General features: G+C 47.9%; 18 protein-coding genes. 17 read left to right on the top strand and 1 reads right to left on the bottom strand.

Going from position 1 to position 21,516, the window contains the following annotated elements; translation table 11 throughout:
• Positions 1-49 precede the first annotated feature (49 nt).
• From MKY99_RS06885 to MKY99_RS06955, 15 genes are all read left to right on the top strand, one after another.
• Positions 50-1,210, top strand: a complete 1,161-nt coding sequence (locus tag MKY99_RS06885) for a BMP family ABC transporter substrate-binding protein (RefSeq protein WP_339269491.1) — start codon at positions 50-52, stop codon at positions 1,208-1,210.
• A gap of 109 nt (positions 1,211-1,319) precedes the next feature.
• Complete coding sequence (locus tag MKY99_RS06890; RefSeq protein WP_339269493.1) at positions 1,320-2,852, top strand: ABC transporter ATP-binding protein; 1,533 nt, start codon at positions 1,320-1,322, stop codon at positions 2,850-2,852.
• Positions 2,849-3,991, top strand: coding sequence for an ABC transporter permease (locus MKY99_RS06895; protein WP_038569246.1), 1,143 nt, complete (start codon positions 2,849-2,851; stop codon positions 3,989-3,991). The genes MKY99_RS06890 and MKY99_RS06895 overlap by 4 nt, the downstream gene beginning before the upstream one ends.
• A gap of 3 nt (positions 3,992-3,994) precedes the next feature.
• Positions 3,995-4,924 (top strand): ABC transporter permease, encoded by a 930-nt coding sequence (locus MKY99_RS06900; protein WP_339269494.1) that lies wholly within the window; start codon positions 3,995-3,997, stop codon positions 4,922-4,924.
• 58 nt (positions 4,925-4,982) lie between these two features.
• A complete protein-coding gene (locus MKY99_RS06905) occupies positions 4,983-5,882 on the top strand; it encodes an FAD binding domain-containing protein (RefSeq protein ID WP_339269496.1) in 900 nt (299 codons plus the stop codon).
• Positions 5,883-5,916: 34 nt separating this feature from the next.
• Positions 5,917-8,211 (top strand): xanthine dehydrogenase subunit D, encoded by a 2,295-nt coding sequence (gene pucD, locus MKY99_RS06910; RefSeq protein WP_339269497.1) that lies wholly within the window; start codon positions 5,917-5,919, stop codon positions 8,209-8,211.
• Complete coding sequence (locus MKY99_RS06915) at positions 8,198-8,734, top strand: (2Fe-2S)-binding protein (protein WP_339269499.1); 537 nt, start codon at positions 8,198-8,200, stop codon at positions 8,732-8,734. Before pucD ends, MKY99_RS06915 begins: the two co-directional genes overlap by 14 nt.
• A 4-nt stretch (positions 8,735-8,738) precedes the next feature.
• Entirely contained in the window at positions 8,739-9,251 is a 513-nt protein-coding gene (gene uraD, locus MKY99_RS06920; protein WP_339269501.1) for a 2-oxo-4-hydroxy-4-carboxy-5-ureidoimidazoline decarboxylase, read from the top strand.
• A 51-nt stretch (positions 9,252-9,302) separates the two neighbouring features.
• A complete protein-coding gene (gene pucL, locus MKY99_RS06925; RefSeq protein ID WP_339269503.1) occupies positions 9,303-10,253 on the top strand; it encodes a factor-independent urate hydroxylase in 951 nt (316 codons plus the stop codon).
• A complete protein-coding gene (uraH, locus tag MKY99_RS06930) occupies positions 10,253-10,627 on the top strand; it encodes a hydroxyisourate hydrolase (RefSeq protein WP_339269505.1) in 375 nt (124 codons plus the stop codon). Before pucL ends, uraH begins: the two co-directional genes overlap by 1 nt.
• 33 nt (positions 10,628-10,660) lie before the next feature.
• Entirely contained in the window at positions 10,661-12,055 is a 1,395-nt protein-coding gene (locus MKY99_RS06935) for an allantoinase (RefSeq protein ID WP_339269507.1), read from the top strand.
• Positions 12,052-13,293 (top strand): allantoate deiminase, encoded by a 1,242-nt coding sequence (gene allC / locus MKY99_RS06940; RefSeq protein ID WP_339269508.1) that lies wholly within the window; start codon positions 12,052-12,054, stop codon positions 13,291-13,293. Before MKY99_RS06935 ends, allC begins: the two co-directional genes overlap by 4 nt.
• A 136-nt stretch (positions 13,294-13,429) precedes the next feature.
• Positions 13,430-14,662: an alanine--glyoxylate aminotransferase family protein gene (locus tag MKY99_RS06945; RefSeq protein ID WP_339269510.1), complete on the top strand. Its 1,233-nt coding sequence runs from the start codon at positions 13,430-13,432 to the stop codon at positions 14,660-14,662.
• A 231-nt stretch (positions 14,663-14,893) separates the two neighbouring features.
• A complete protein-coding gene (locus tag MKY99_RS06950; RefSeq protein ID WP_339271527.1) occupies positions 14,894-16,711 on the top strand; it encodes an adenine deaminase C-terminal domain-containing protein in 1,818 nt (605 codons plus the stop codon).
• Positions 16,712-17,033: 322 nt separating this feature from the next.
• Positions 17,034-17,486: an IDEAL domain-containing protein gene (locus tag MKY99_RS06955; protein ID WP_339269512.1), complete on the top strand. Its 453-nt coding sequence runs from the start codon at positions 17,034-17,036 to the stop codon at positions 17,484-17,486.
• Between the two features lie 91 nt (positions 17,487-17,577).
• Here the strand turns inward: MKY99_RS06955 and hemH are convergent, their stop codons facing one another.
• Entirely contained in the window at positions 17,578-18,591 is a 1,014-nt protein-coding gene (gene hemH / locus MKY99_RS06960) for a ferrochelatase (protein ID WP_339269514.1), read from the bottom strand.
• A 112-nt stretch (positions 18,592-18,703) separates the two neighbouring features.
• On the opposite strand from hemH, the gene MKY99_RS06965 reads away from it, so the two are divergent.
• On the top strand, positions 18,704-18,829 hold the full coding sequence (locus MKY99_RS06965) for a hypothetical protein (protein WP_339269515.1): 126 nt from the start codon (positions 18,704-18,706) through the stop codon (positions 18,827-18,829).
• Positions 18,830-19,082: 253 nt separating this feature from the next.
• Positions 19,083-21,374 (top strand): FMN-binding protein, encoded by a 2,292-nt coding sequence (locus tag MKY99_RS06970; protein ID WP_339269516.1) that lies wholly within the window; start codon positions 19,083-19,085, stop codon positions 21,372-21,374.
• Positions 21,375-21,516 lie beyond the last annotated feature (142 nt).

A 21,516-nucleotide genomic window follows, 5' to 3' on the forward strand; every position in this document is an offset into this window, starting at 1 on the left:
ACATTAATGGTTGCAGCCATGATGAGAGATGATTTGGAGGAGGAGAATTATGAAAAAAAGGGGTCAGTTCATAACATCTTGTCTTGCATTAATGGTTCTAATGACGGTGGCTTTGGTGGGGTGTGGCAGCAATAATAATACTTCTACAAATGCAACGGAGGCACCAGTGACAACTACAGCGGCAACAGAGGCAACTGCAACAACAGAACCGGCTGCAAAGAAACCGACGGTTGCTTTTGTTTATATCGGACCTCCAGGAGATGGCGGCTACACGTACCAACATGACCAAGGACGGCTGTATATGGAGAAGGAGCTGGGGATTAAAGCTGACTTTGTAGAAAATGTCCCTGAAAGTGCTGACGCCGAAAGAATCATCACAGAGCTTGCGCAATCACACGACATCGTGTTTACAACGAGCTTCGGATATATGGATTTTACATTAAATGTAGCGGGCAAATTTCCCAACGTGAAGTTCCTGCATGCTTCGGGTTACAAAACCGCAGAGAACATGGGGACCTACTTCGGGAAGAATTATCAAGCCAGCTATTTGAGCGGGATTGCAGCAGGGAAAATGACCAAAAACAATCAGCTGGGTTATGTCGGCGCTTTTCCGATCAGTGAAGTGATTTATAACTTGAATGCTTTTACCCTTGGAGCACAAAGTGTCAATCCTGATGTAAAGGTGAATGTGGTATGGACGAATACATGGTATGACCCGACGACTGAACGTCAAGCGGCAATCAGCTTGCTGGATAAGGGTGCGGATGTGCTTTTGGCCTATCAGGATTCACCTGCAACCCTGCAGGCTGCTGCTGAACGAGGGGCTTTTGCCGGGGGAAATGACTCGGATATGAGTAAATACGCTCCGGACAATTATTTGACGAATCCGGTATGGAATTGGGGGCCGTATTACGTAAAAGCTGTGCAGGCAGTTATGGATGGAACCTGGAAGAGCGAGCAATATTCCGGTGATATGGCTGACGGTATGGTGGAGCTGGCTCCTTTCGGGAACAAGATCCCAGATGATGTGAAAAAGCTTGTCGAAGACGCCAAAGCCAAAATTATCAGTGGTGAGCTTGAGGTTTTCACAGGTCCGATCTCAGATAATCAAGGGAATGTAAAGGTTCAGGAGGGTCAGAAGCTGACCTTGGAGGAAGTGTTGGGCATGAACTGGCTCGTAAAAGGTGTGGAAGGAACTATCCCGCAATAATGTTTAAAAATAGGGAATAAGATGTGCACAATCTATGGGTGGGGCGGGTTCCGTTAAGCGGAAACTTCCCCACCCGTACTACAACTTGAAGGAAGGAGGGGTTCAGGCCATGCGGGGAACTTCAGTTGAAATGCGGGGGATTGTGAAAAAATTCGGCTCGGTAACCGCCAGTGATCAAGTCGACTTTTCGGCAAATGCGGGTGAGATTCATGCGTTGCTTGGGGAGAATGGGGCCGGGAAGAGCACGGTGATGAGCATGCTGTCAGGGGTGTACAGAGCAGATGAAGGAGAAATCTTCATTCATGGGAAAGGTGCTCAGATCCGTTCTCCTAAAGATGCTGCGCAGCTGGGTGTAGGTATGGTGTTTCAGAACTTTAGGCTGGTGCAAAGCCTCACAGCAGCAGAAAATATCGTGCTTGGCGAAAAGTCGTCTTTCTGGCGCGGCCGTAAGTGGATGAAGAACAAATGCGAGGAGATAGAGGCATTAGCGGAACGGTTTGGACTGAATTTCCCGGTGGATCGCCCGATCTGGCAGTTGTCCGTGGGTGAGCAGCAGCGTGTTGAAATCGTTAAGACGCTGTATCGCGGGGCTGACATTATTATTCTGGATGAACCAACCTCTGTATTGACCCCGGGAGAGGTGGAACAGCTATTTGAAACGCTGCGGGTCATGAAGCAGGCAGGAAAAACGGTTATTATGACTACTCATAAAATGAAAGAGGTTATGGCGTCCTCCGATCGGATTTCCGTCATGCGCAAAGGGAAAATGATCGCCACACTGACCACGGCAGATACAGATGAACTGGAGCTGGCTCGTCTGATGGTGGGCAAGGAAGTAACCATCACCCGTCAAGAACGGGAAGCCACTGAAGGGGATTCTTTATTAGAAGTGAAAGATGTGGACGTATATGCCGATCACGGGCGAAAAGCACTGGATCACTTCTCTCTGAACGTATGTAAAGGGGAGATTGTAGGCGTAGCTGGGGTAGCTGGCAACGGGCAAAAGGAACTGGCTGAAGTGTTAACAGGTCTTAGAGGCTGGAAAAGTGGTGAAATCACGTTTGATGGAAAGACGGTGAAATCGGCTTCGGTTAGAGGGGCAATTGATTCAGGAATCTCCCACGTGCCGGAGAACCGGATGAAGAGCGGTTTAGCTGGACGCCTCGGATCGGTGGATAATCTTTTGTTTAAGTCTTACCGCTCAGAGGAGCACTCCAAATTTGGTTTCTTGAAGTCCGCGAAGAACCGTTTGTGGTCACAGGAGCTGGTCCAGCGCTTTAACGTCAAGACACCTGAGCTCGAGACGCCAGTACAACAGTTGTCAGGTGGTAATCAGCAGAAGCTGCTCTTTGCACGTGAGATCAGTCATCGGCCGAAGCTGATGGTCGCCGTTCATCCGACACAAGGGCTGGATGTAGGTGCCACGGCTGGTGTTCACGACCTTCTTATGGAGCTGCGTGGTTCAGGTAGTGGCGTGTTGTTAATTTCGGAGGATTTAGATGAATTGCTTCAGTTGTCCGACCGGATTCTAGTGATCTATAACGGCTCAATTATTGGTGAGAGTACACATGAGGAAGCGAATCGAGAGAGCATCGGACTACTAATGGCTGGTATTCATAATAGAGAGGAGAGCGCCGTATGAGCCTGGAGAATGGAAGAAATACCGCAGCAGCAGTACTGGAACCCCTCCCCTCCCACTCCGGAAAACGATTCTCTCTACGTTTCGAATACGATGCCAGCCGCATCCGTTCTCCTTGGTGGACACCTATTGTATCTATAATTTTAGCGTTATTGTTGTGTGCCCTATTTATTGCGGCGAATGGCATGAATCCGGTGCTGGTCTATGAAAAAATGTTCCGTGGTGCATTTGGCACTGCGTATGGGCTCACCGAAACGATGGTTAAAGCGATCCCGCTACTCCTATGTGGGCTTGGGATTGCTGTGGCTTACCGCATTTCGGTATGGAATATTGGAGCAGAAGGCCAGTTAACCGTTGGGGCTATGGCGGCCACAGCGGTCACGATTTATTTTCCTGACTTACCTTCATTCTGGTCCCTGAGCTTAATGCTGCTGTTCGGGATTGCCGCGGGTGCGCTTTGGGGACTATTGACTGCTATTCCGCGGACGCATTTTGGAGTGAATGAGCTAATCACTTCATTAATGCTGAATTATGTTGCCCTATTGGCGCTCGATTACGTGGTATTCGGACCTTGGAAAGATCCTAAAGGATTTAATTTCCCGGGATCACCTATGTTTACTGCGGCTCAGTCGCTGCCTGTTCTCGGAAGTACAAGATTGCATATTGGATTGTTATTTGGACTTATCGCCGTTGTGATTTATTACTTAATGATTCGTTTTACCAAGTGGGGTTACGAGCTCCGTCTGATTGGGGCCAATCCTGTTGCAGCCAGATACGCGGGGATTCCTATCAAGCGCCATATTATTATCGTCATGCTGATCAGTGGGGGGCTCGCCGGGATCGCTGGCATGGCGGAGGTCTCCGGTGTTACACACAAGCTGATGCAGGGCATTTCACCGGGTTATGGATACACCGCCATTATTGTGGCTTGGTTGGCCAAATTGAATCCACTCGGTCTAATCGTTACTTCTATTTTATTCGGTGGCTTAATTGTTGGCGGATATAGTGTTCAAACCATCGGGCTGCCCTCATCGATATCAGAAATGCTGCAGGGTTCCATCCTGTTTTTCTTGATTGCTGGCGATATGATCTATCGTTTCCGCATTCGTCGTAGCCGGGTTCAGCTGAAAGGGGGGAGATAGGCGATGGATTTTACAACACAGCTACTTATTGCCGCTATTTCCGCAGGGACCCCGCTGCTGCTGGCTACGCTGGGAGGCATTCTAAATGAACGAGCCGGCATTATACAGCTTGGGGCTGAAGGTCTGATGCTGATGGGAGCGGTCACCACTTGTATCGTGTATATTCGCTCCGGAAACCTGTTGCTGGCTCTGCTGGCTACCGTAGCTGTAACGGCTGTGCTTGGTTTGCTGCATTCTTTTCTCTGTGTGACCTTGCGGGCGAATCAAACGATGTCCGGTCTTGCGATGACCTTGTTCGGCAGTGGGTTGAGCGCTTATCTTGGTAAACCGATCAGCGGCATTCCTTTGCCGGGAACCTCCCCTAAGCTGCATCTGGATTGGCTGGAAAATGTACCGTTCATCGGAAAAATATTCGGCAACATGGATTACCTAACCTGGTTCAGCCTGCTGCTAGTGCTTGCTTTGCATCTGCTAATTCACCGCACTTCATGGGGCCTGCATTTGCGGGCAGTCGGAGACAGTCCGGCTACCGCAGATGTGATGGGGATCCGTGTGCAGCTTATCCGCTACAGCTATGTGATCATCGGTGCTGCTCTCATCGGCCTGGCCGGAGCGGATATGGTATTGGCCTATGCGCCAACCTGGAATGAAGGGCTGACAGCCGGTCGAGGCTGGATTGCGGTAGGGCTAGTGATTTTTGCCAGATGGAATCCGCTGCGCGCCTTGTTCTGCGCTTACTTTTTTGGGGCATTGGATTCACTTGGCTTCCGCATTCAATTGCTGGGCAGTGCAGTTCCGCCCTATTTTCTCAAAATGATTCCGTACCTTGTGACCATTCTGGTCCTGATGTACCTGGGGTACCGCAATCGCAACAAACCATCCGGTACACCGGAGGCGCTCGGAGTTCCTTATATTCGGGAACAAAGGTTTTAAGGCAGGCTATACGAGAAGGGAAGCGGCAATCTGGTACTCAAAAAGGGGGGCGGAGTGTATGGGAGTTATAAGGGAAGAGGATGGAAGGCTACCTGAAGTAATTCAACCCCGCAGCCTGCACGAAGCTTGGGAGAGAAAAACGGAGTTTGGAGACAGTTCCCGATATGTCGCAGGAGGAACATTGCTGAGAACAGGGTGGGAAAATGGAACGGATCATATGCCCAAACAGCTGATTGATCTTCGGCAAATCACAAATCTCGGCGACATTACCTTAACGGAATTTCACTTATCTCTGGGCGCTCTTGTTCCACTCTCCCAGTGCCGCAGTAATGAGCATTTGCAGGCCGTGGCTCCTGCGCTGCAAGAGGCTGCACGTTGCATAGCGGCTCCGTCGGTGCGTAATCTTGCCACGCTCGGGGGCAATATCGCTTCTGGCTTCGGAGATATTCTACCTGCGTTACTGGTCTATGACGCGGAGTTAATCTCCTTTGACGGCAAATTTATGACGGCACTACCTTTGATAGAGTGGCTAAACAATCACTGGAGCGGGATAAAACCTGCGGCAGATCTTGTGGCTGAGATTCGCATCTCACCTACTCGCATAGAGAGTCCCTTAACGGATAGGCTAGAAATTTTCCGTAAGGTTGGCCGCCGGGAAGCGTTCACCCCTTCACTTGTAACGGTAGCAATCTCAGCATCAATCGATGAGGAACTCCGTTTCCGTGAGGTGCGTATCGCCGCAGGTGGGGGCTCTGGGCGGCCGCAGCGACTAAGTAGGGCTGAAGTTATGCTTGAAGGTGTGAGGTATACAGAGGAGCTGTTGGCTTCTTTATATGAAGGGGTTGAGAACAGCTTTGAGACGTATAGTGATCCCTTTGCATCAGAACTTTACAAGAAAAAGACTGCTGGGAATTTGGTTGTATCTGAGCTGTGGAAGGCTATGAATATACGGAGTTAAGAGGTGAATAACCCGACGAAAGGAGAGAGGGAAAATGCTGCTGAATAAGGAATCCAGCGGTAGCCGCTGGCGTACACGACCCGATGGAGAGGGCAAGGTATCCGGTAAGCTGCAGTATTTGACCGACATGAGGGCAGAAGGAATGTTGATCGGCCGCGTGCTCCGCAGTGAGCAGGCACATGCTCGTATTTTGTCCATACGCATTGAGAAGGCCGTTGAAGTCCCTGGTGTACACGCTGTAATTACTCATGAGGATGTGCCCGGACTTAACGGCTTTGGCATAGCTTTGCCGCATCAACCGGTATTTTGCAGTGACCGTGTGCGTTACACTGGCGATGCGATTGCGGCAGTCGCGGCAGAGACGGACGAAATTGCGGAATACGCCTTATCTCTTATCGAAGTGGATTATGAGCTTCTACCCTTACTCGATAATCCGGAAGAGGCGATGAAAAAGGACGCAATTCTGCTGCATGCCGAGGGAAACGTGCTTCATCATACGGAATATCGGAAAGGGGAGCCGGAAACGGTATTTACGGATTGCTGTCATGTGGTAGAGGAGACTTATTATACACCACGCCAAATGCACACCTATATGGAGACTGAAGGTGGACTGTTTATCCCAGAGGATAACGGACGGCTTACCGTATATTCAGCTACACAACATGGGTTGATGGATCGCCTGCAGCTATCCAGAATTCTGGCTATTCCTCAAGAAGATATTCGCGTCATCTCGAGTCCTATCGGCGGGTCCTTTGGAGGAAAAGACGAGCTGAATGTACAGCCGTATGGAGCGCTGCTCGCCTTGCGGACACTCCGTCCGGTAAGACTGCATAATTCGAGAGCTGAATCGGTACGTGCAGGACTAAAACGCCATCCCATGAAAATCACCATGAAGACTGGCTGCGACCCCGAAGGAATCATCAGGGCACATCAGGTCAGAATTATTTCGGATACGGGAGCTTACGCAACACTGGGGGCGGAGGTGCTCAACTTTGCGACAGAACATGTGATGGGCCCCTATATCATCGATCATGTGGATGTGAAGGGTTTTGCTGTATATACCAATAACGGTGTATCTGGTGAATTTCGCGGTTTTGGCGGCAATCAGGCGATTTTCGCTTTGGAGGGACAAATCGATCGGTTGGCTGAGCGATTGCAGATCGATCCGTGGGAAATGCGCCGCCGCAATTTGCGTAAATATGGAGATCTGGGGCCGCTGGGTCAGGAAATTGCTCAGACCGATGGTGCCTTTCAGGTGTGGGAAGCGCTGGCGGGTTCGCCTCTTATGACTGAGGCCGCATCTACAGACAGTGATTCAGGTGTTGTGGAACCTTGGATCGTAACTGGAACGGGTGCTGCTATAGCTATGCATGGTGCAGGACTTGGCTATGGTATTCCCGATCCGGCGGGTGGCAGGCTCTCTTTGACGCTAGAGGGCAAAATTGAGGCGGTGTTTGGTTACGAGGAGTTTGGTCAGGGGTTAATCGCAACAATGGAACAAATGCTGATTGAACAGTTTGGCTTGGCGGCAGAGGATCTAAGCATCGTCATTGGCGATACGGATGTTGTGCCCGATAGCGGATCTAGTACGGCTTCCCGATCAACCAGCATGATGTGGATGGCCTTAAAACGGCTGCGTCCAGACTTCACCGCTCGAGTGCTGCAGGCAGCTGCGATGATAAAGCCAGAGCTGGATAACTATGAAATGAAGCTCGGCCCTGGCGGCATTTGGCTAAAAGACGGCGGTCTGCTTCTGACTTACAAGGACTTGGCACAGCGTATTTCAGAACCCATTGTCTGTAATACAAAGTTTACTTATCCAACCACACCCTTTAAAAGAGTGGGGGCACATTTCCTATACACCTATTCTGCAATCGCAGTCCGCGTGGAAGTTAATCTGCTTACTGGACGTGTTCGTGTACTGGATCAATATCATGCGGTAGCGGCGGGGCCGGTGGCTAATCCGCAAGGTTATCTCGGGCAGATCGAGGGTGGCAGCAGTATGGCGGTAGGCTTCACCTTGTCAGAGGATGCTGTGATATCGGGCGGCAGCTATGTCACCAAAAATTTAGACACCTATTTGGTGCCGACCATTGCCGATATGAATGGCAGCATTCAGGTGCAGCCGATAGAGGAGTTGCCGGATCATGACACGTACGGTCCTCGCGGCATTGGAGAGGTGGGTTCCGTCAATTTAGCTCCGGCAGTCGCGTCAGCCATATTTCAGGCTGTAGGGAAGCGGGTAACCAAGCTGCCCATTGATCCCGAATGGCTGCAGTCTACACCGTTTATTCCACAAAAGGTGGTGAACATCCATGTCGAGCCATAATTCAGATCCCAATCTAGATGAAGATAACCTTGCCCCCTTATCGTCTGAGGAAGCTTTTGCAGAAGAGAGGTTCACCTTTAATTGCAATCTTAATGGGAAAGCGATATCCACGGAGATTCCACCCTCCCGCCGGCTTTTAAAGGTCATACGTGAAGATTTGGAGCTGACCGGCACAAAACGTTCTTGTGAGATTGGCCGCTGCGGGGCATGTATGGTGCTAGTGGATGGACGTCCAGTGAATTCATGTCTGGTCATGGCCTATCAATGCTCAGGTGCGGAAATTACAACGATTGAGGGTCTTAGTGAAGTAGGCCTGCATTCCGTTCAGCGGGCTTTTTTAGAAGAGGGGGGGTTCCAATGCGGTTATTGTACACCAGGGATGGTTATCTCGGTGGTTGCTCTGCTGGAAGAGAACCCGCATCCTACTCAGGCTGAAGTGGAAGAAGCTTTATCGGGTAACATTTGTCGCTGTACGGGGTACGGGGGTATTTTACGAGCTGTAAACAAAGCTATTGGAGGTTGAGTGGATGGCTGTTTCTGAAGGCAGGATTACGTTGGAAGAGATAAATGCCATGAGTATAACGGATTTTGTGAAGCATCTAGGCGGCATTTTTGAACATTCACCGTGGGTAGCAGAGGAGGCGTATAAGCAGATTCCGTTCCATTCTTTAGAGCATTTGCATAGCACCATGATGCAGACCGTACTGAGTGCTGACCGGAGCCGAATGGAGGGACTATTAAAAGCTCACCCAGATTTGGCGACTAGGCTTCAAGTTACGGCTTTGTCTGCCTCAGAGCAGCAGGGAGCTGGACTGGATCGGCTAACAACGGAAGAGTTCAATCTATTAAATGATCTGAATCGAAAGTATACGGACAAATTTCATTTCCCTTTTATTCTAGCGGTTCGTGGCAAAAACAAAGATGACATTATCATCGCCATTGGAGTGCGAGTTGAGCGTTCCCCTCAAGAGGAATGGGTTCAAGCCTTTTCTGAAGTCGGTACAATTACGAGATTTCGCCTAAGTGATTTAATTATTTAATTATTTAATTATTCATTCATTCATTCATCATAAACGGGGAGGGTGTCAGCCATGCTGGAACCAATTAACGGACGTACAATGTTTTATGGAAAAAGTGATGTGCTAACTTATCGTACCTATGCTAAACCGCTGGCCGTTATCCCCGTTCCCGAATCTTCCTTCACAGGCTGCGACAACATTATATTCGCACATAATATTACATTCGCAGTCACGGGCGAAGCGTTTCTTCCTTCTTTTTCAGAGGGGGATAATTCCATGGTTGTTGCTACCGATTCTATGAAAAATTTCATCCTGCGCAATACCGCGGACTACACTGGAAGCACAACGGAGGGGCTACTGCAGCTTCTAAGCAGCCGTTTTCTCGATAAATACGATCATGTCACCGCAGTTTCAGTATCCGCAGACCGGTTACCTTTTGAACAGGTGATGGTGCCCGGGGGTGAGGGGCTTAAACAGAGTCATTTAGTACTGCGTCACTCCAATAATGAATCTTATTCGGCTTCGTTAACTATAAAACGTGGAGAGAATGGGACTGAGGTTATCGCTCATGAATGCCGATTGAAGGATTTACAGCTGATAAAAGTGAGCGGAAGCTCGTTTTATGGATTCGTCCGTGATGAGTACACAACATTGCCGGAGAGCTTTGACCGTCCGCTTTATATTTTTCTGAATATTAACTGGACCTACAGTGATGTTGAGCATGCTCTGGATGGAGATCTAGGCCAATATGTGGCATCGGAGCAGGTTCGCGATATCGCCCATAGCGCTTTTCATGAGCTGAACAGTCCATCAATCCAATCGTTGATTTATCAAATTGGGCTGCGCGTATTGTCCGGTTTTCCACAGCTGGCTACCGTTTCATTTGAGTCCAATAACCGGACTTGGGAAACCATTGTTGAGCCTGAAGAAACTAAAGGTGGAGTCTTCACCGAACCTCGTCCACCTTATGGTTTTCAGGGCTTTTCTGTTAGCCGTGCAGATCTGGCCGGAGAGACAGCGTAATGAGCGGGCGTCTTACCACCCATGTGCTGGATCTGTCGCGGGGGATTCCTGCTACAGGTCTGACGCTTCAGCTCTGGAAGCTTACGGATGGGATGAGCAAGCTTCTGTGTGAAGAAGTCACGAACAGTGACGGGAGGCTGGATGCTCCGCTGCTGGAGGGAAACGAAATGGAGGCTGGATGTTACGAGCTGCTGTTTATGGTTGGCGATTACTACCGTAGAGCGGATACCAAAGCGTCAGTAGATACTCAACGTGAGATGTCTTTTTTTCTAGAACAGATACCTATTCGCTTTCATATAGAGAGCTCCATGCAACACTACCATGTACCTTTGCTAGTAGCTCCTGGTGGATATAGTACGTATCGGGGGAGTTAGGAGAAAGTTGATGACCTTAGGAGGTGGCAGCTCATGAAGGAATCCTATGAACTTGTGATTAAGAACGGGAATGTAGTGCTGCCCGATCAGGTACTCAAGCTGGATATTGCTGTATCAGAGGGTAAGATTGTCGCACTTGGGGAGGATCTTTCGCTTGCGCCGCTAACCAAAGTCATCGAGGCAGATGGGTTCTATGTCCTCCCCGGTATGATTGATATGCATGTCCACTTTAATGAGCCAACGTTTGGACATTGGGAAGGTTTTCGCAGTGGTTCTGCGGCGTTGGCAGCTGGCGGCTGCACAACCTACGCAGATATGCCGCTTAACGGTAATCCACCGACTGTGAACGAGGCTGCGCTTCGTCAAAAGGTAGATGCTGCGGCTGGAAACTCTGCCGTTGATTATGTGCTGTGGGGTGGTCTCGTTCCGGGAAATCTGGATGATTTGGAAGCATTGGCAGCTGCTGGCGTCACTGGGTTTAAAGCCTTTCTCTCCAATCCTGGAGGGGAGGGCGAAGGCAGATTCCGTGAAGTGGATGAGGATACACTCTATCAAGGGATGCAGCGAATCGCTTCTCTGGGCGGGATTCTGGCGCTGCATGCAGAAAGTGAGGCTATCACGGCGGTGTTGACCGCAGATGCAGTGCGAAATGGCAGAACCAGCGCAAGTGATTTTGCGGCTTGCCGCCCTGCTGAAGCAGAGCTGGAGGCAGTGTCCAGGGCGCTGCTGTACAGTGAACGTACTGGTTGCCGGTTGCATTTTGTTCATATCAGCACGGCCGCCGCCATTGAGAAAATCTATGAAGCTAAGCTTCGAGGTCTGGACGTTTCGGCAGAAACCTGTCCACATTATCTGGTGCTCACTGAAAATGATATGGAGGCTTTAGGCCCTGTGGCGAAGTGTGCGCCTCCGCTGCGAAGTGCGGTGGAGCAGGATAAGTTATGGGAGATGCTGGCCCAAGGCAAAATCGATCTGATTGCTTCGGATCATTCCCCCTGTCCAGCGGAATTGAAGGTGAAGCCGGACTTGTCTTTTTTTGCAGCTTGGGGTGGGATCTCGGGTGCGCAGAGCAGTCTGGAGCTTATGTTCCATGAAGGCGTGAATGTGCGGGGTTTGGATGTTACATTAATTTCCAGTCTGCTTGCAGGGCAACCCGCAAAACGTTTTGGAATAGAGCATCGTAAAGGCGCTATAGCCCTAGGTCTAGATGCCGATCTAGTTCTGCTGAATCCAAGCACAACCTATACGCTGACTGCGGAGGATTTATTGTATCGCCACAAGCACAGCCCTTACATCGGAAGAACTTTATCCTGCAAGGTAGTTGCTACGATCTGTCGCGGGAATGTGATCTATACCTCTGAAGAAGGAATGATCAGTGAGGGGGGTGGACAGTGGCTGCGAATTAGGAAGGAGCAGTACAGCCTATGAATGATTCCAGAGTTCAAGCTTCGACTCAGAAACTGCTGGAGCTGCTGGAGGAGCTGGCGGCATTCAGCACACCTGGGCCAGGAGTTACTAGACTGCTATATACGGAGGAATGGAGCCGGGCGCAGATTTTTTTGCAGGAAAAAATGGCTGGGCTCGGCTTAGAAGTTTCCATAGACAAGGTTGGCAATGTATATGGACGATTGAGTGGATGCAATCCGCAGCAAAAGGTTATTTTAACCGGATCGCATATCGATACTGTAGTCAATGGCGGAAAATATGATGGTGCCTATGGGATCGCTACGGCTATGATTGCGCTTCAAGATTTGCAGAGGAACTTTGGCCAGCCGCAGCGGACGCTTGAGGTCGTATCTTTTTGTGAAGAAGAGGGGAGCCGATTTCCGCTTGCTTATTGGGGTTCGGGCCATGTCACCCAAAGGTATGACGGAAGCGAGGCCGAGACCTGTATGGATGCAGAGGGCTTGACATTACAGGCAGCAATGACGGAATCCAGCTTTTTGCAAGGTGTAACAGATGAGAATGGAGTCAGAAATGATATTGGTGCTTTTGTAGAACTGCACATCGAGCAGGGGATTATTCTGGAGAAGACAGACACTCAGATAGGCGTAGTTCAGGGGATTGTTGGTCAGAGACGATATGTGGTCAAGGTCAGTGGTATTGCTAATCATGCGGGCACGACACCGATGTTGATGCGGCAGGATGCACTGGCTAGTGCGGTTGAAATGCTGTACTTGCTTGAAAGCTCTGCTAAAAAGGCTGGTGAACCTCTTGTGGCAACCTCGGGCAAGCTTGAGGTGTATCCGAATACGCCAAATGTGATCCCGGGTGAGGTTCTTTTTACACTAGATATCCGCCATAGTGAAGAGGACGAACTGGAACGTTTCTGTGAGAAGCTTCTTGCGGAATGTAATGAAATTGCTGTTAAACGTGGGGTGACTCTTGAGGTTACATCCGTGCTCCACACAGTCCCTGCGCCTATGGATACGAAGCTATCTGCGATGCTGGAAAATATCTGCCGCCAACAGGGGAAGACGTACCGCATGATGGTAAGTGGAGCGGGACATGACGCCCAACTGTTTGCGCCGCGTTGCCCTACTGCGATGATTTTTGTACCCAGTCGTGCGGGTATCAGCCATTCACCGGAAGAGTATACATCCCCCGAGCAGCTTGCGGCTGGGCTTGAGGTTCTGACTGCGATGTTATATGAGTTAGCTTATTAAAAAGAGTTCGCAGAACTTTAAAATATAAGGATAAAGTATATGTTTTACTCTATACTTTATCCTTATATTTCTCGCTGAAACGGAGCCCGTCCCTTAAAGGACGGCATAGCCGTTTCTACTTGAAGGGAGGATCATCATGAAGCGATACGAAGATTTGTCGCCGTCCCAACGCTGTATTATGACTCCGGGTCCGGTCGAGGTTGATCCGCGTGTACTGCGGGCGATGTCTTTTCCGGTGCTGGGTCAGTTTGATCCAGAGTTCACCTCTATTATGAATGAAACGATGGAAATGCTGCGGGAGCTGTTTGCTACTCGTAATTCATGGGCCTACCCTATAGATGGGACCTCTCGCGCTGGTATTGAGGCGGTGATGGTCAGCTTAATCCTGCCGGGGGAACGTGTGCTGATTCCGATCTTTGGCCGCTTCGGACACCTGCTTCATGAGATTGCCGAACGTTGTGGCGCTGAGGTATTCGTTCTGGAAAAGCCATGGGGAAGTGTGTTTGAACCGGAGGAAGTGATAGCGGCTATGGAGACTTTTAAGCCAAATGTGGTAGCGATGGTGCATGGTGAGACCTCTACAGGACGGGTGCAGCCACTCGCGGAAATTGGCAGAGCCTGCCGCCGAATGGATGCTCTTTTCATAGTTGACGCAGTTGCAACTCTTGGGGGCATTCCTGTCGAAACGGATGCTTGGATGCTGGATGCGGTCGTAGGAGGTACACAGAAATGCCTGTCCGTCCCCTCCGGTATGGCACCAATAACATATAATGACCGCGCTGAGGCTAAGCTTATGTCCCGTAAACGAGTAGAACTTGGGATTAGAATCAGCGATGTTCAGCCTGGTGAGTTGTCTTTTGTCCGCAGCAACTATTTCGATCTTGGCATGCTTCAGGATTATTGGAGCCCGCAACGTCTCAATCATCATACAGAGATGACCTCAATGCTTTATGCACTGCGGGAGGGCTTGCGGCTTACCCTTGAAGAAGGGCTGGATGCCAGATTCGCCAGACATATCCTCCATGAAAAAGCACTTGTAGCTGGATTAACAGCTATGGGGCTTGAACTTTATGGGGAGCCGTCCTGCAAACTTACCGTTGTTACCTGTGTGCTGATTCCTGAGGGCATAGACGGGGAATCTGTACGTACGCTGCTGCTGGAGCGGTTCGGCATTGAAATTGCCAGCTCCTTTGGACCTCTGAAAGGTAAGATCTGGCGCATCGGCACGATGGGCTTTAGCTGCCGTATGAATAATGTGCTGCGTTTGCTTGGAGCTTTGGAAGCAGCGTTGCTGCGACACGGATTTGAAGTTTTTTACGGACTTGGTGTTCAAGCGGCACTTGACGTATATGAGGAAAACGTAAGATAATCGTTGGAATAGATGCTGGCGGGTGAGTTCATACCAGGGGCATGTCCGGAGTGTTGGACAATCTTTGGATTAAGAAAACGGCTATCATCTACAGGGATGACGGAGCCGTTTTTTCGTACAATATCAGATTTGCCAACTATGATATCAACACAGCCGATGGTTAAGCAATCCTCTATTATTATGAATCTATTCACTACATCAAGAACGCACTTGGATACTAACGGGGGAGAGATGAAAATGACAACTTTTACAAGAAAGCCTTTAGCAGATTGTGTACCTGAGCTTGTGGCTACGGCAAGAGGCGATAAACCGGCAACACTAGTAATTACAGGTGGAAAGCTGGTTAATGTATGCTCTGGTGAAATTTTAGAAGGAATGTCTGTTGGTATACAAGGTGGACGTATCGCTTATGTTGGTAAAGATGTGACACATATGATTGGTGAAGGAACGCAGGTTATTGAGGCGAACGGTAAGTATATAGCTCCGGGACTACTCGATGGCCATTGTCATATTGAGAGCACACAGCTGACCGTTACTGAATTCTCCCGTGCGGTTCTGCCGCTGGGTACAACAGGTGGTTTCTTTGATGCTCATGAGATTGCTAATGTATTTGGGCTGAAGGGGATTCAATTGATGCTCGATGAGATGCGGGGAACACCGTTAGCGGCTTACATGCAGGTGGCTTCTTGTGTGCCTGCGGCAGGTGCGGAATTCGAGACAACGGGAGCTTCTATTGGACCAGAAGAAGTGGCAGAAGCCTTTACTTGGGGACCCGATGTGATTGCGCTGGGTGAAGTGATGAATTTTCCTGGCGTTGTTTATGGCGATGAGAAAATGCTTGGCGAAATTCAAGCTACGCTGCGGGCAGGCAGATTTGTAGATGGTCATTTCACATGGCCTTCCAGCGACTGGAGACTGCCCGTGTATGCTGCGGCAGGGGTGACTGGCGATCATGAGTGTGTGACGGCAGACGATGTGATTGAGCGCGTTCGACTGGGGATGTATGCCAAAATGCGCCGGGGTTCCGCTTGGCATGATGTGGCTAAAACAATTACGGCCCATACAGAACACGGCATTGATACACGCCGAATGATGCTGGTAACGGATGATCGTAGTTCGGAATCCTTACGAGATGAAGGGCATATGAATTTCGTCCTGCATGATGCTATTGCTCAAGGTGTTAAGCCTATAACGGCTATCCAAATGGCTACCATTAATACTGCTGAACGCTTTGGTTTAGCGCGGGATATCGGATCTATTACTCCGGGTTCTTTTGCAGATATCATCCTTTTAGACGGGAATTTGGCGGATATTAATGTGGTGCTGACAATTGCCGCAGGTGTAGTAGTTGCGGAGAACGGAGTAATGACGGCAGAACTTGCTAAATTCACTTATCCGGAGGAAGTGTTGGCTTCGGTTCATTTGCCACAGCGTCCTACTTCAGAAGATTTCATCATTGCTGCTCCAATTCAAACAGGTGAACTTACTACAAGAGTTATTAAAGTAAGAGAAAATCATGTGGAGACTATTGAGCGTATGGTTTCGATACCTGTAGTGGAGGGGCGACTGGATGTAAATGCTATAGAAGGTTTGTGCAAAATCGCAGTGCTCGAACGTCATAAAGGTACAGGCAATAAATCAGTGGCCGTTGTTGAAGGCATTGGATTTAAAGAGCCGGCTGCCATTGCAATGACGGTTGCTCACGATAGTCATAATGTACTCGTCATCGGCAATGATGATGAGTTAATGGCTAAAGCTGCAAATGCGGTGGGGGATGCCCAGGGTGGTGTTTGCATGATCACATCCAGTGGGGAAACATTATTCCCGTTGGCTATTGCAGGTCTAATGTCCACGGAACCGTTCGAAATTGCTGCTGCAAAATCAGCTGCGATCAGCAAAGCGCTATATGATGCTGGCTGTACTTTGAACTACGCATTTATGACTTTATCGCTGCTTGCATTGGCGGTTATCCCGACGCTACGCATCACGGATAAAGGACTTGTTCGGATCTCGCCTGAAGGAATACAGTTAGTGCCATTGTTTGTTTAAGTAAAGTTAACTGATTAATAACTAGGCAAAAGACTGTTTTGAGGTCGATGATGACCATTCAGAACAGTTTTTTGTTGTGAAAATAAGAAAGACTAAGTTTTTAAATATAAATATTAAACAGATGGACAAAGATTGAAACATTTTTCTGTGGAATTAATGAAAAAATATTAACAAAGCGTAGTCAGTTGACGATAATAATGTTAAATTAGATAAAAATTAAAGTGATTGAATAGAGTTAATTTTACATTATTGGCATTTAACGAAATTATAGATATCATCAGGTTTCAGGTAACCCAACTAAGAGGGACGAGGTGCATGAGAGATGATCAGACTAGAAACGCAAGACATTCTGAATATTAGCATGAAGCAAATTGCTACTATTTTTAAAATGAAGCCGCTTGAGCTGAGATTTGTCACTGATTTTCAGGGTGAGAAATATCTCTTAACCAATGATAAGCTACACCTCAGCAATCAGCAGTACTGGGCGAAGGTTATGGAATGTGTCTTTGATGATCATGTTAGACCTGTGCTAATGTGTGAGGTGTTATATTTCCTGCGTAACGAATTTCTGGAAAGTGATATCAAGATATGCTTCTCTTATGATTATGCAGAGAATGGGAATGGAGAAGCCACTGCAACCGCTGAAGTATCTTTTAATGATTCAGCTGATTTGCAGCCAAGTGAGATTGCCGAGCTGATCGATTTTGCGTTGACCTTACAGGACAAGCAATGGTTCCATGAACTGACTACTAAATATAAGCAGCTTACAGCATAAGCATCTTAGTTATCCTTAGATCCTATGAACGGACATAACAAACCGTCTTATCTCAGCAGAGAATATCTGCGGACAAGACGGTTTTTTTGTATTACCAGCCCATGGCATTTCGTTCAATATGCTGAGCCAGAAATTGAAGCCAGTCCTCATGATTATTCAAGCAGGGGATCGCAGTGAAGTCTTCAGCATGTCCTCCTCCAGCCTCAAATTGCTCGCGCCCTTCTATGGCTAGCTCGTGCAGCGTTTCCAGACAATCCGTTACAAGTCCCGGTGAGAAAATCAAAGGCTTATGAATTCCGCGTTCCGCTAGCTTTCCCAAAACATCTGCTGTAGAGGGACCTACCCATTCTTCGCGTCCGAAGCGTGATTGAAAAGTAAGCTGCCAGCGTTCAGGCTCCCAATTCATAGCTGAAGCGAGAAGACGCGCAGTTTCCATACATTGCTCTGGATAGGGATCGCCTGTATCTGCATATCGTTTGGGGATTCCGTGAAAGGTCAGTACAAAAAAATCAGGATTAGAGCTAAGAAGTTCCATTTGCTGCAGTAAATGCGACTTCATGGCTGAAATATAACCGGGTTCATTATAATAAGCATCCATAAATCTGAGAGCAGGAATAAGGCGCTTTGTTACCGGCCCAGTGGAGCTTTGTCGTCCTAGTGCAGCAAAACTCGCTTGATCGAAGACAGATGCCGTCGTAGTGGACGAATATTGCGGGAATAGCGGCACAATGATGATGCGTGTGACTCCATTTGCTTCCAATGTGCTCATCGCTTGTTCCATACTTGGTTCGCTATATGCTAAGCCAAGCTCTACTTGATACCGAGAACCTAGAAGCGCTTGCAAACCAGATCGCTGAGCTAATGAGTGGAAGAGTAAAGGTGATCCTTCTGTTGTCCAGATTTGTCTGTACAGCTCAGCCGACCGCCGAGGACGTGTACGCAGAATAACGCCTCGCAGCAGAGGTTGCCAGAGCAGTGGGGAATAATCTATGATTCGGCGGTCGGATAAAAAACGTTTCAGATAAGGACGTACCGCCTTTGCAGTAGGTGCAGTAGGTGTGCCAATTTGGGCGAGAATAACTCCAATAGGTGGCTGTTTGTTCAAAGCTTTGAACTCCTTTCCCATGTTAGAGATCGTTCTAAAATAACATATCTATTCTTGGATACACAATAATCGAGATCACGTTATCTACTTTGGGAATAGGAAGTGGGTTTATTTGTTTGGAGAAAATAATGAAAAATCACATTTAAGAGCAAATAGTGATGTTTCTTATAGGGTATGTGATTTTAGATACAGAGGAATTGCGGAAAAGTTTGGTAGTATCAAACCAGAAATTGATTAAAAAAGCGCCTTCATTTTTTTCTGATATTATATGTGAATTATTTCACCTTTGATGCGGTTTATTGTAAAAAGGAATGAATAGATTTAAGGCATTATTTTTTGGAAAGTGACGGTTCGCGCATAGGCGTGAGAGGGGGGATGGGTTCTTATGAAGAGAGATGTAATGCTTCATAAGAAGAGAAGGGGCGCCGTGAAAGGTAAGTTTGGTTAAGAAAAGCTATATATCACTGGGGACTTGGTAAAGGAGAATTTTATTGAAAAAACTAATTTCTTTAACGGTTAGCGCGGCAATATTGTTAGCGCCATTTGCTTACACACTTAATGTGCCTGCTTTGAACTTGAAGGTAGATGCAGTATCCGCAGCTTCTGAAGAAGCGGATGCACCAGCAGCTAAACCAACAGCAAAACCAGCAGCAACAGCAAAACCAGTAGCAACACCAAAAGCAACAGCAAAACCAGTAGCAACACCAAAAGCAACAGCAAAACCAGTAGCAACACCGAAGCCAACAGCAAAACCAGTAGCAACACCAAAGGCAACAGCGGCACCAGCAGCAACGACAAAACCAGCTACAACGCCAAAAGCAACCGCTGCTCCAGCGGCTACAGTAGTTCCAGCAGCGACTGTTAAGCCTGTGCCTACAGCATTGCCGGTTACAGTTAAGGAAAAAGTATATCAAGATGGAGTTTACGTAGCGTATGGCGATGCTTACTCCAAAGGTACCGAAGGCGCTAAGATCGAAATTAAAGATGGAAAAATTACTAGCATTGATCTCCTGAGAACCAGCCCTAAGCTGATCGACAGAGATGCTCGTAACAATTACAGCGCTTTATGGCAAGCTTATGGATTGATGGAGAATAAATTGATTGGCAAGACAAGAGATGGAGCAGCAGCAGTAGACGCTGTTTCGGGAGCAACACGCTCTAGTAATGGATGGAAATTGTCTGTAGATAGAGCGTTTGAAAGAGCTCTAACAGTGAAAGATACAGATGCTATTTACTTTGATGGTGTTCATATGGGCATAGATCCTACAGGTAAATATGCAGTATTTGCAACCTACGAATCCAACAAGCTCACAGCTGTTAAAGTGTACCCGCTGAACAGTGCCGGTGATTTCGTGGATGAGAAGGCTTACACAGCTGAGCAATCCGCAGCAGTTGCAGCTATAACACCAGCATTGCTGGCTAAAGGTACAGCTGCAGAGCCTGTTGCAGGACTCGAAGCCGACTTTAAGACTGCGATTAATGCTTTCTGGGATGCTGAGCAGAATGCAAAGATTAACAATACTTCTGCTTATGTAGACGGATTCTATTCCTCTTATGGGACTGCAAGAAGTGTTGGTGTTGAAAGAGCTGACATCGTGATCCGCAACGGTAAGCTAGTGGATGTGAAGCTGTTCAGACTTGGGAACAACCTCATTGACAGAGGTGCAACGGCTTATGCAGAAGTTGTAAAAGCTAATGCTCCGATGACAGCTAAGTTGCTTGCTAATGGATCTTACTTCGCTAACTATGATGAGAAAGTAGATGGAATTTCTGGCGCTACAGAAAGCAGTCACGGTTGGAACCAAGCCGTAGAAAGAGCTTTCGAGAAAGCACTGAAAGTTCCTGGTGAAGTTAAATATTTTGACGGAAAATTCGCAGGTGTAGATAACCAATCTAAAGTATTACTGCTTGTTGATGTTGCTTCAGATACAGTTACAAACATTAAATTAAGCTTGTTCGGAGCTGACGGCAAGCTGATCGCTGATGACAAACTAAGTGCAGAACAAAAATCGCTGGTGGGTACACTTACTTCAGGATTACTTGAAAAAGGTGTGCAAATGTCCGATATCACAGGTCAAGAAGAGCTATCCGCAGCTGCCAAAGCTGCTCTGACTGATGCTTTGACTAATGCATCCAAAGTTCAAGGAACCTATAAAGACGGAACCTTCACTGCATTTGGTGATGCCTATGATAAAGGAACAAACAGAGCAGACGTTACACTGCGTAACGGTAAGATCGTTAATGTTGCTTTGTATCGTGTAGGAATGAATCTTGTGGATAGAGGCAAGGCTGCTTACCCAGAGGTGGTAAAAGCAATTCCGCAATTGACTTCTAGCTTCCTTGCAGCAGGTACTAGAGAAGCTGTTCAAGATGTGGACGCTGTTTCCGGTGCAACTAGCAGTAGTGTAGCTCTTAAGACTGCGGTGGATAGAGCATACGGGAAAGCTGAGATTGTTGAAGCTAATAAAGCGGCTTACTTCGATGGAATCTTCATTGGTGTAAGTGCTGATAAGCTTGTAAATGTTATGACCTATGTTGAACATGGCGTTCCTGTTAAAATGCTCGTTTACTATCTAGATAAAAACGGAAGCACAAGAGCGGTTAACCAGTTGACTGACGCTGAGCTGGCTGTGAAGAGCGAGATTGAGTCGACTTCAACGGGCTATAGCTTACACAAGTATGGATATCGCGCAGCAGCCTTCGGAAATAATGATGCTGAGAAAGAAGTATCTGCTAAAGTGGTAGAAGCTATTAAATCAGCGCTTGAATCCGCTGGTAAATAAGCAATTTTCAATCAATAGTTAATCTATAAAGGGGGTTATTCTAGAGCCATATTATGGCCTGTGGAGTAACCTCCTTTATCTACCTGTACATAAAAATGAAAATAGATCGTATAGTGATTTAAAGGGATTTTGGACGTGAGTG

The organism is Paenibacillus sp. FSL R5-0470, from assembly GCF_037975205.1.
GTDB lineage: Bacteria > Bacillota > Bacilli > Paenibacillales > Paenibacillaceae > Paenibacillus_AQ.

Coding starts and splice junctions, on each gene's coding strand:
- MKY99_RS06885 (WP_339269491.1), top strand. CDS start 50: ATGAAAAAAAGGGGTCAGTTCATAACATCTTGTCTTGCATTAATGGTT.
- MKY99_RS06890 (WP_339269493.1), top strand. CDS start 1,320: ATGCGGGGAACTTCAGTTGAAATGCGGGGGATTGTGAAAAAATTCGGC.
- MKY99_RS06895 (WP_038569246.1), top strand. CDS start 2,849: ATGAGCCTGGAGAATGGAAGAAATACCGCAGCAGCAGTACTGGAACCC.
- MKY99_RS06900 (WP_339269494.1), top strand. CDS start 3,995: ATGGATTTTACAACACAGCTACTTATTGCCGCTATTTCCGCAGGGACC.
- MKY99_RS06905 (WP_339269496.1), top strand. CDS start 4,983: ATGGGAGTTATAAGGGAAGAGGATGGAAGGCTACCTGAAGTAATTCAA.
- pucD (WP_339269497.1), top strand. CDS start 5,917: ATGCTGCTGAATAAGGAATCCAGCGGTAGCCGCTGGCGTACACGACCC.
- MKY99_RS06915 (WP_339269499.1), top strand. CDS start 8,198: ATGTCGAGCCATAATTCAGATCCCAATCTAGATGAAGATAACCTTGCC.
- uraD (WP_339269501.1), top strand. CDS start 8,739: ATGGCTGTTTCTGAAGGCAGGATTACGTTGGAAGAGATAAATGCCATG.
- pucL (WP_339269503.1), top strand. CDS start 9,303: ATGCTGGAACCAATTAACGGACGTACAATGTTTTATGGAAAAAGTGAT.
- uraH (WP_339269505.1), top strand. CDS start 10,253: ATGAGCGGGCGTCTTACCACCCATGTGCTGGATCTGTCGCGGGGGATT.
- MKY99_RS06935 (WP_339269507.1), top strand. CDS start 10,661: ATGAAGGAATCCTATGAACTTGTGATTAAGAACGGGAATGTAGTGCTG.
- allC (WP_339269508.1), top strand. CDS start 12,052: ATGAATGATTCCAGAGTTCAAGCTTCGACTCAGAAACTGCTGGAGCTG.
- MKY99_RS06945 (WP_339269510.1), top strand. CDS start 13,430: ATGAAGCGATACGAAGATTTGTCGCCGTCCCAACGCTGTATTATGACT.
- MKY99_RS06950 (WP_339271527.1), top strand. CDS start 14,894: ATGAAAATGACAACTTTTACAAGAAAGCCTTTAGCAGATTGTGTACCT.
- MKY99_RS06955 (WP_339269512.1), top strand. CDS start 17,034: ATGATCAGACTAGAAACGCAAGACATTCTGAATATTAGCATGAAGCAA.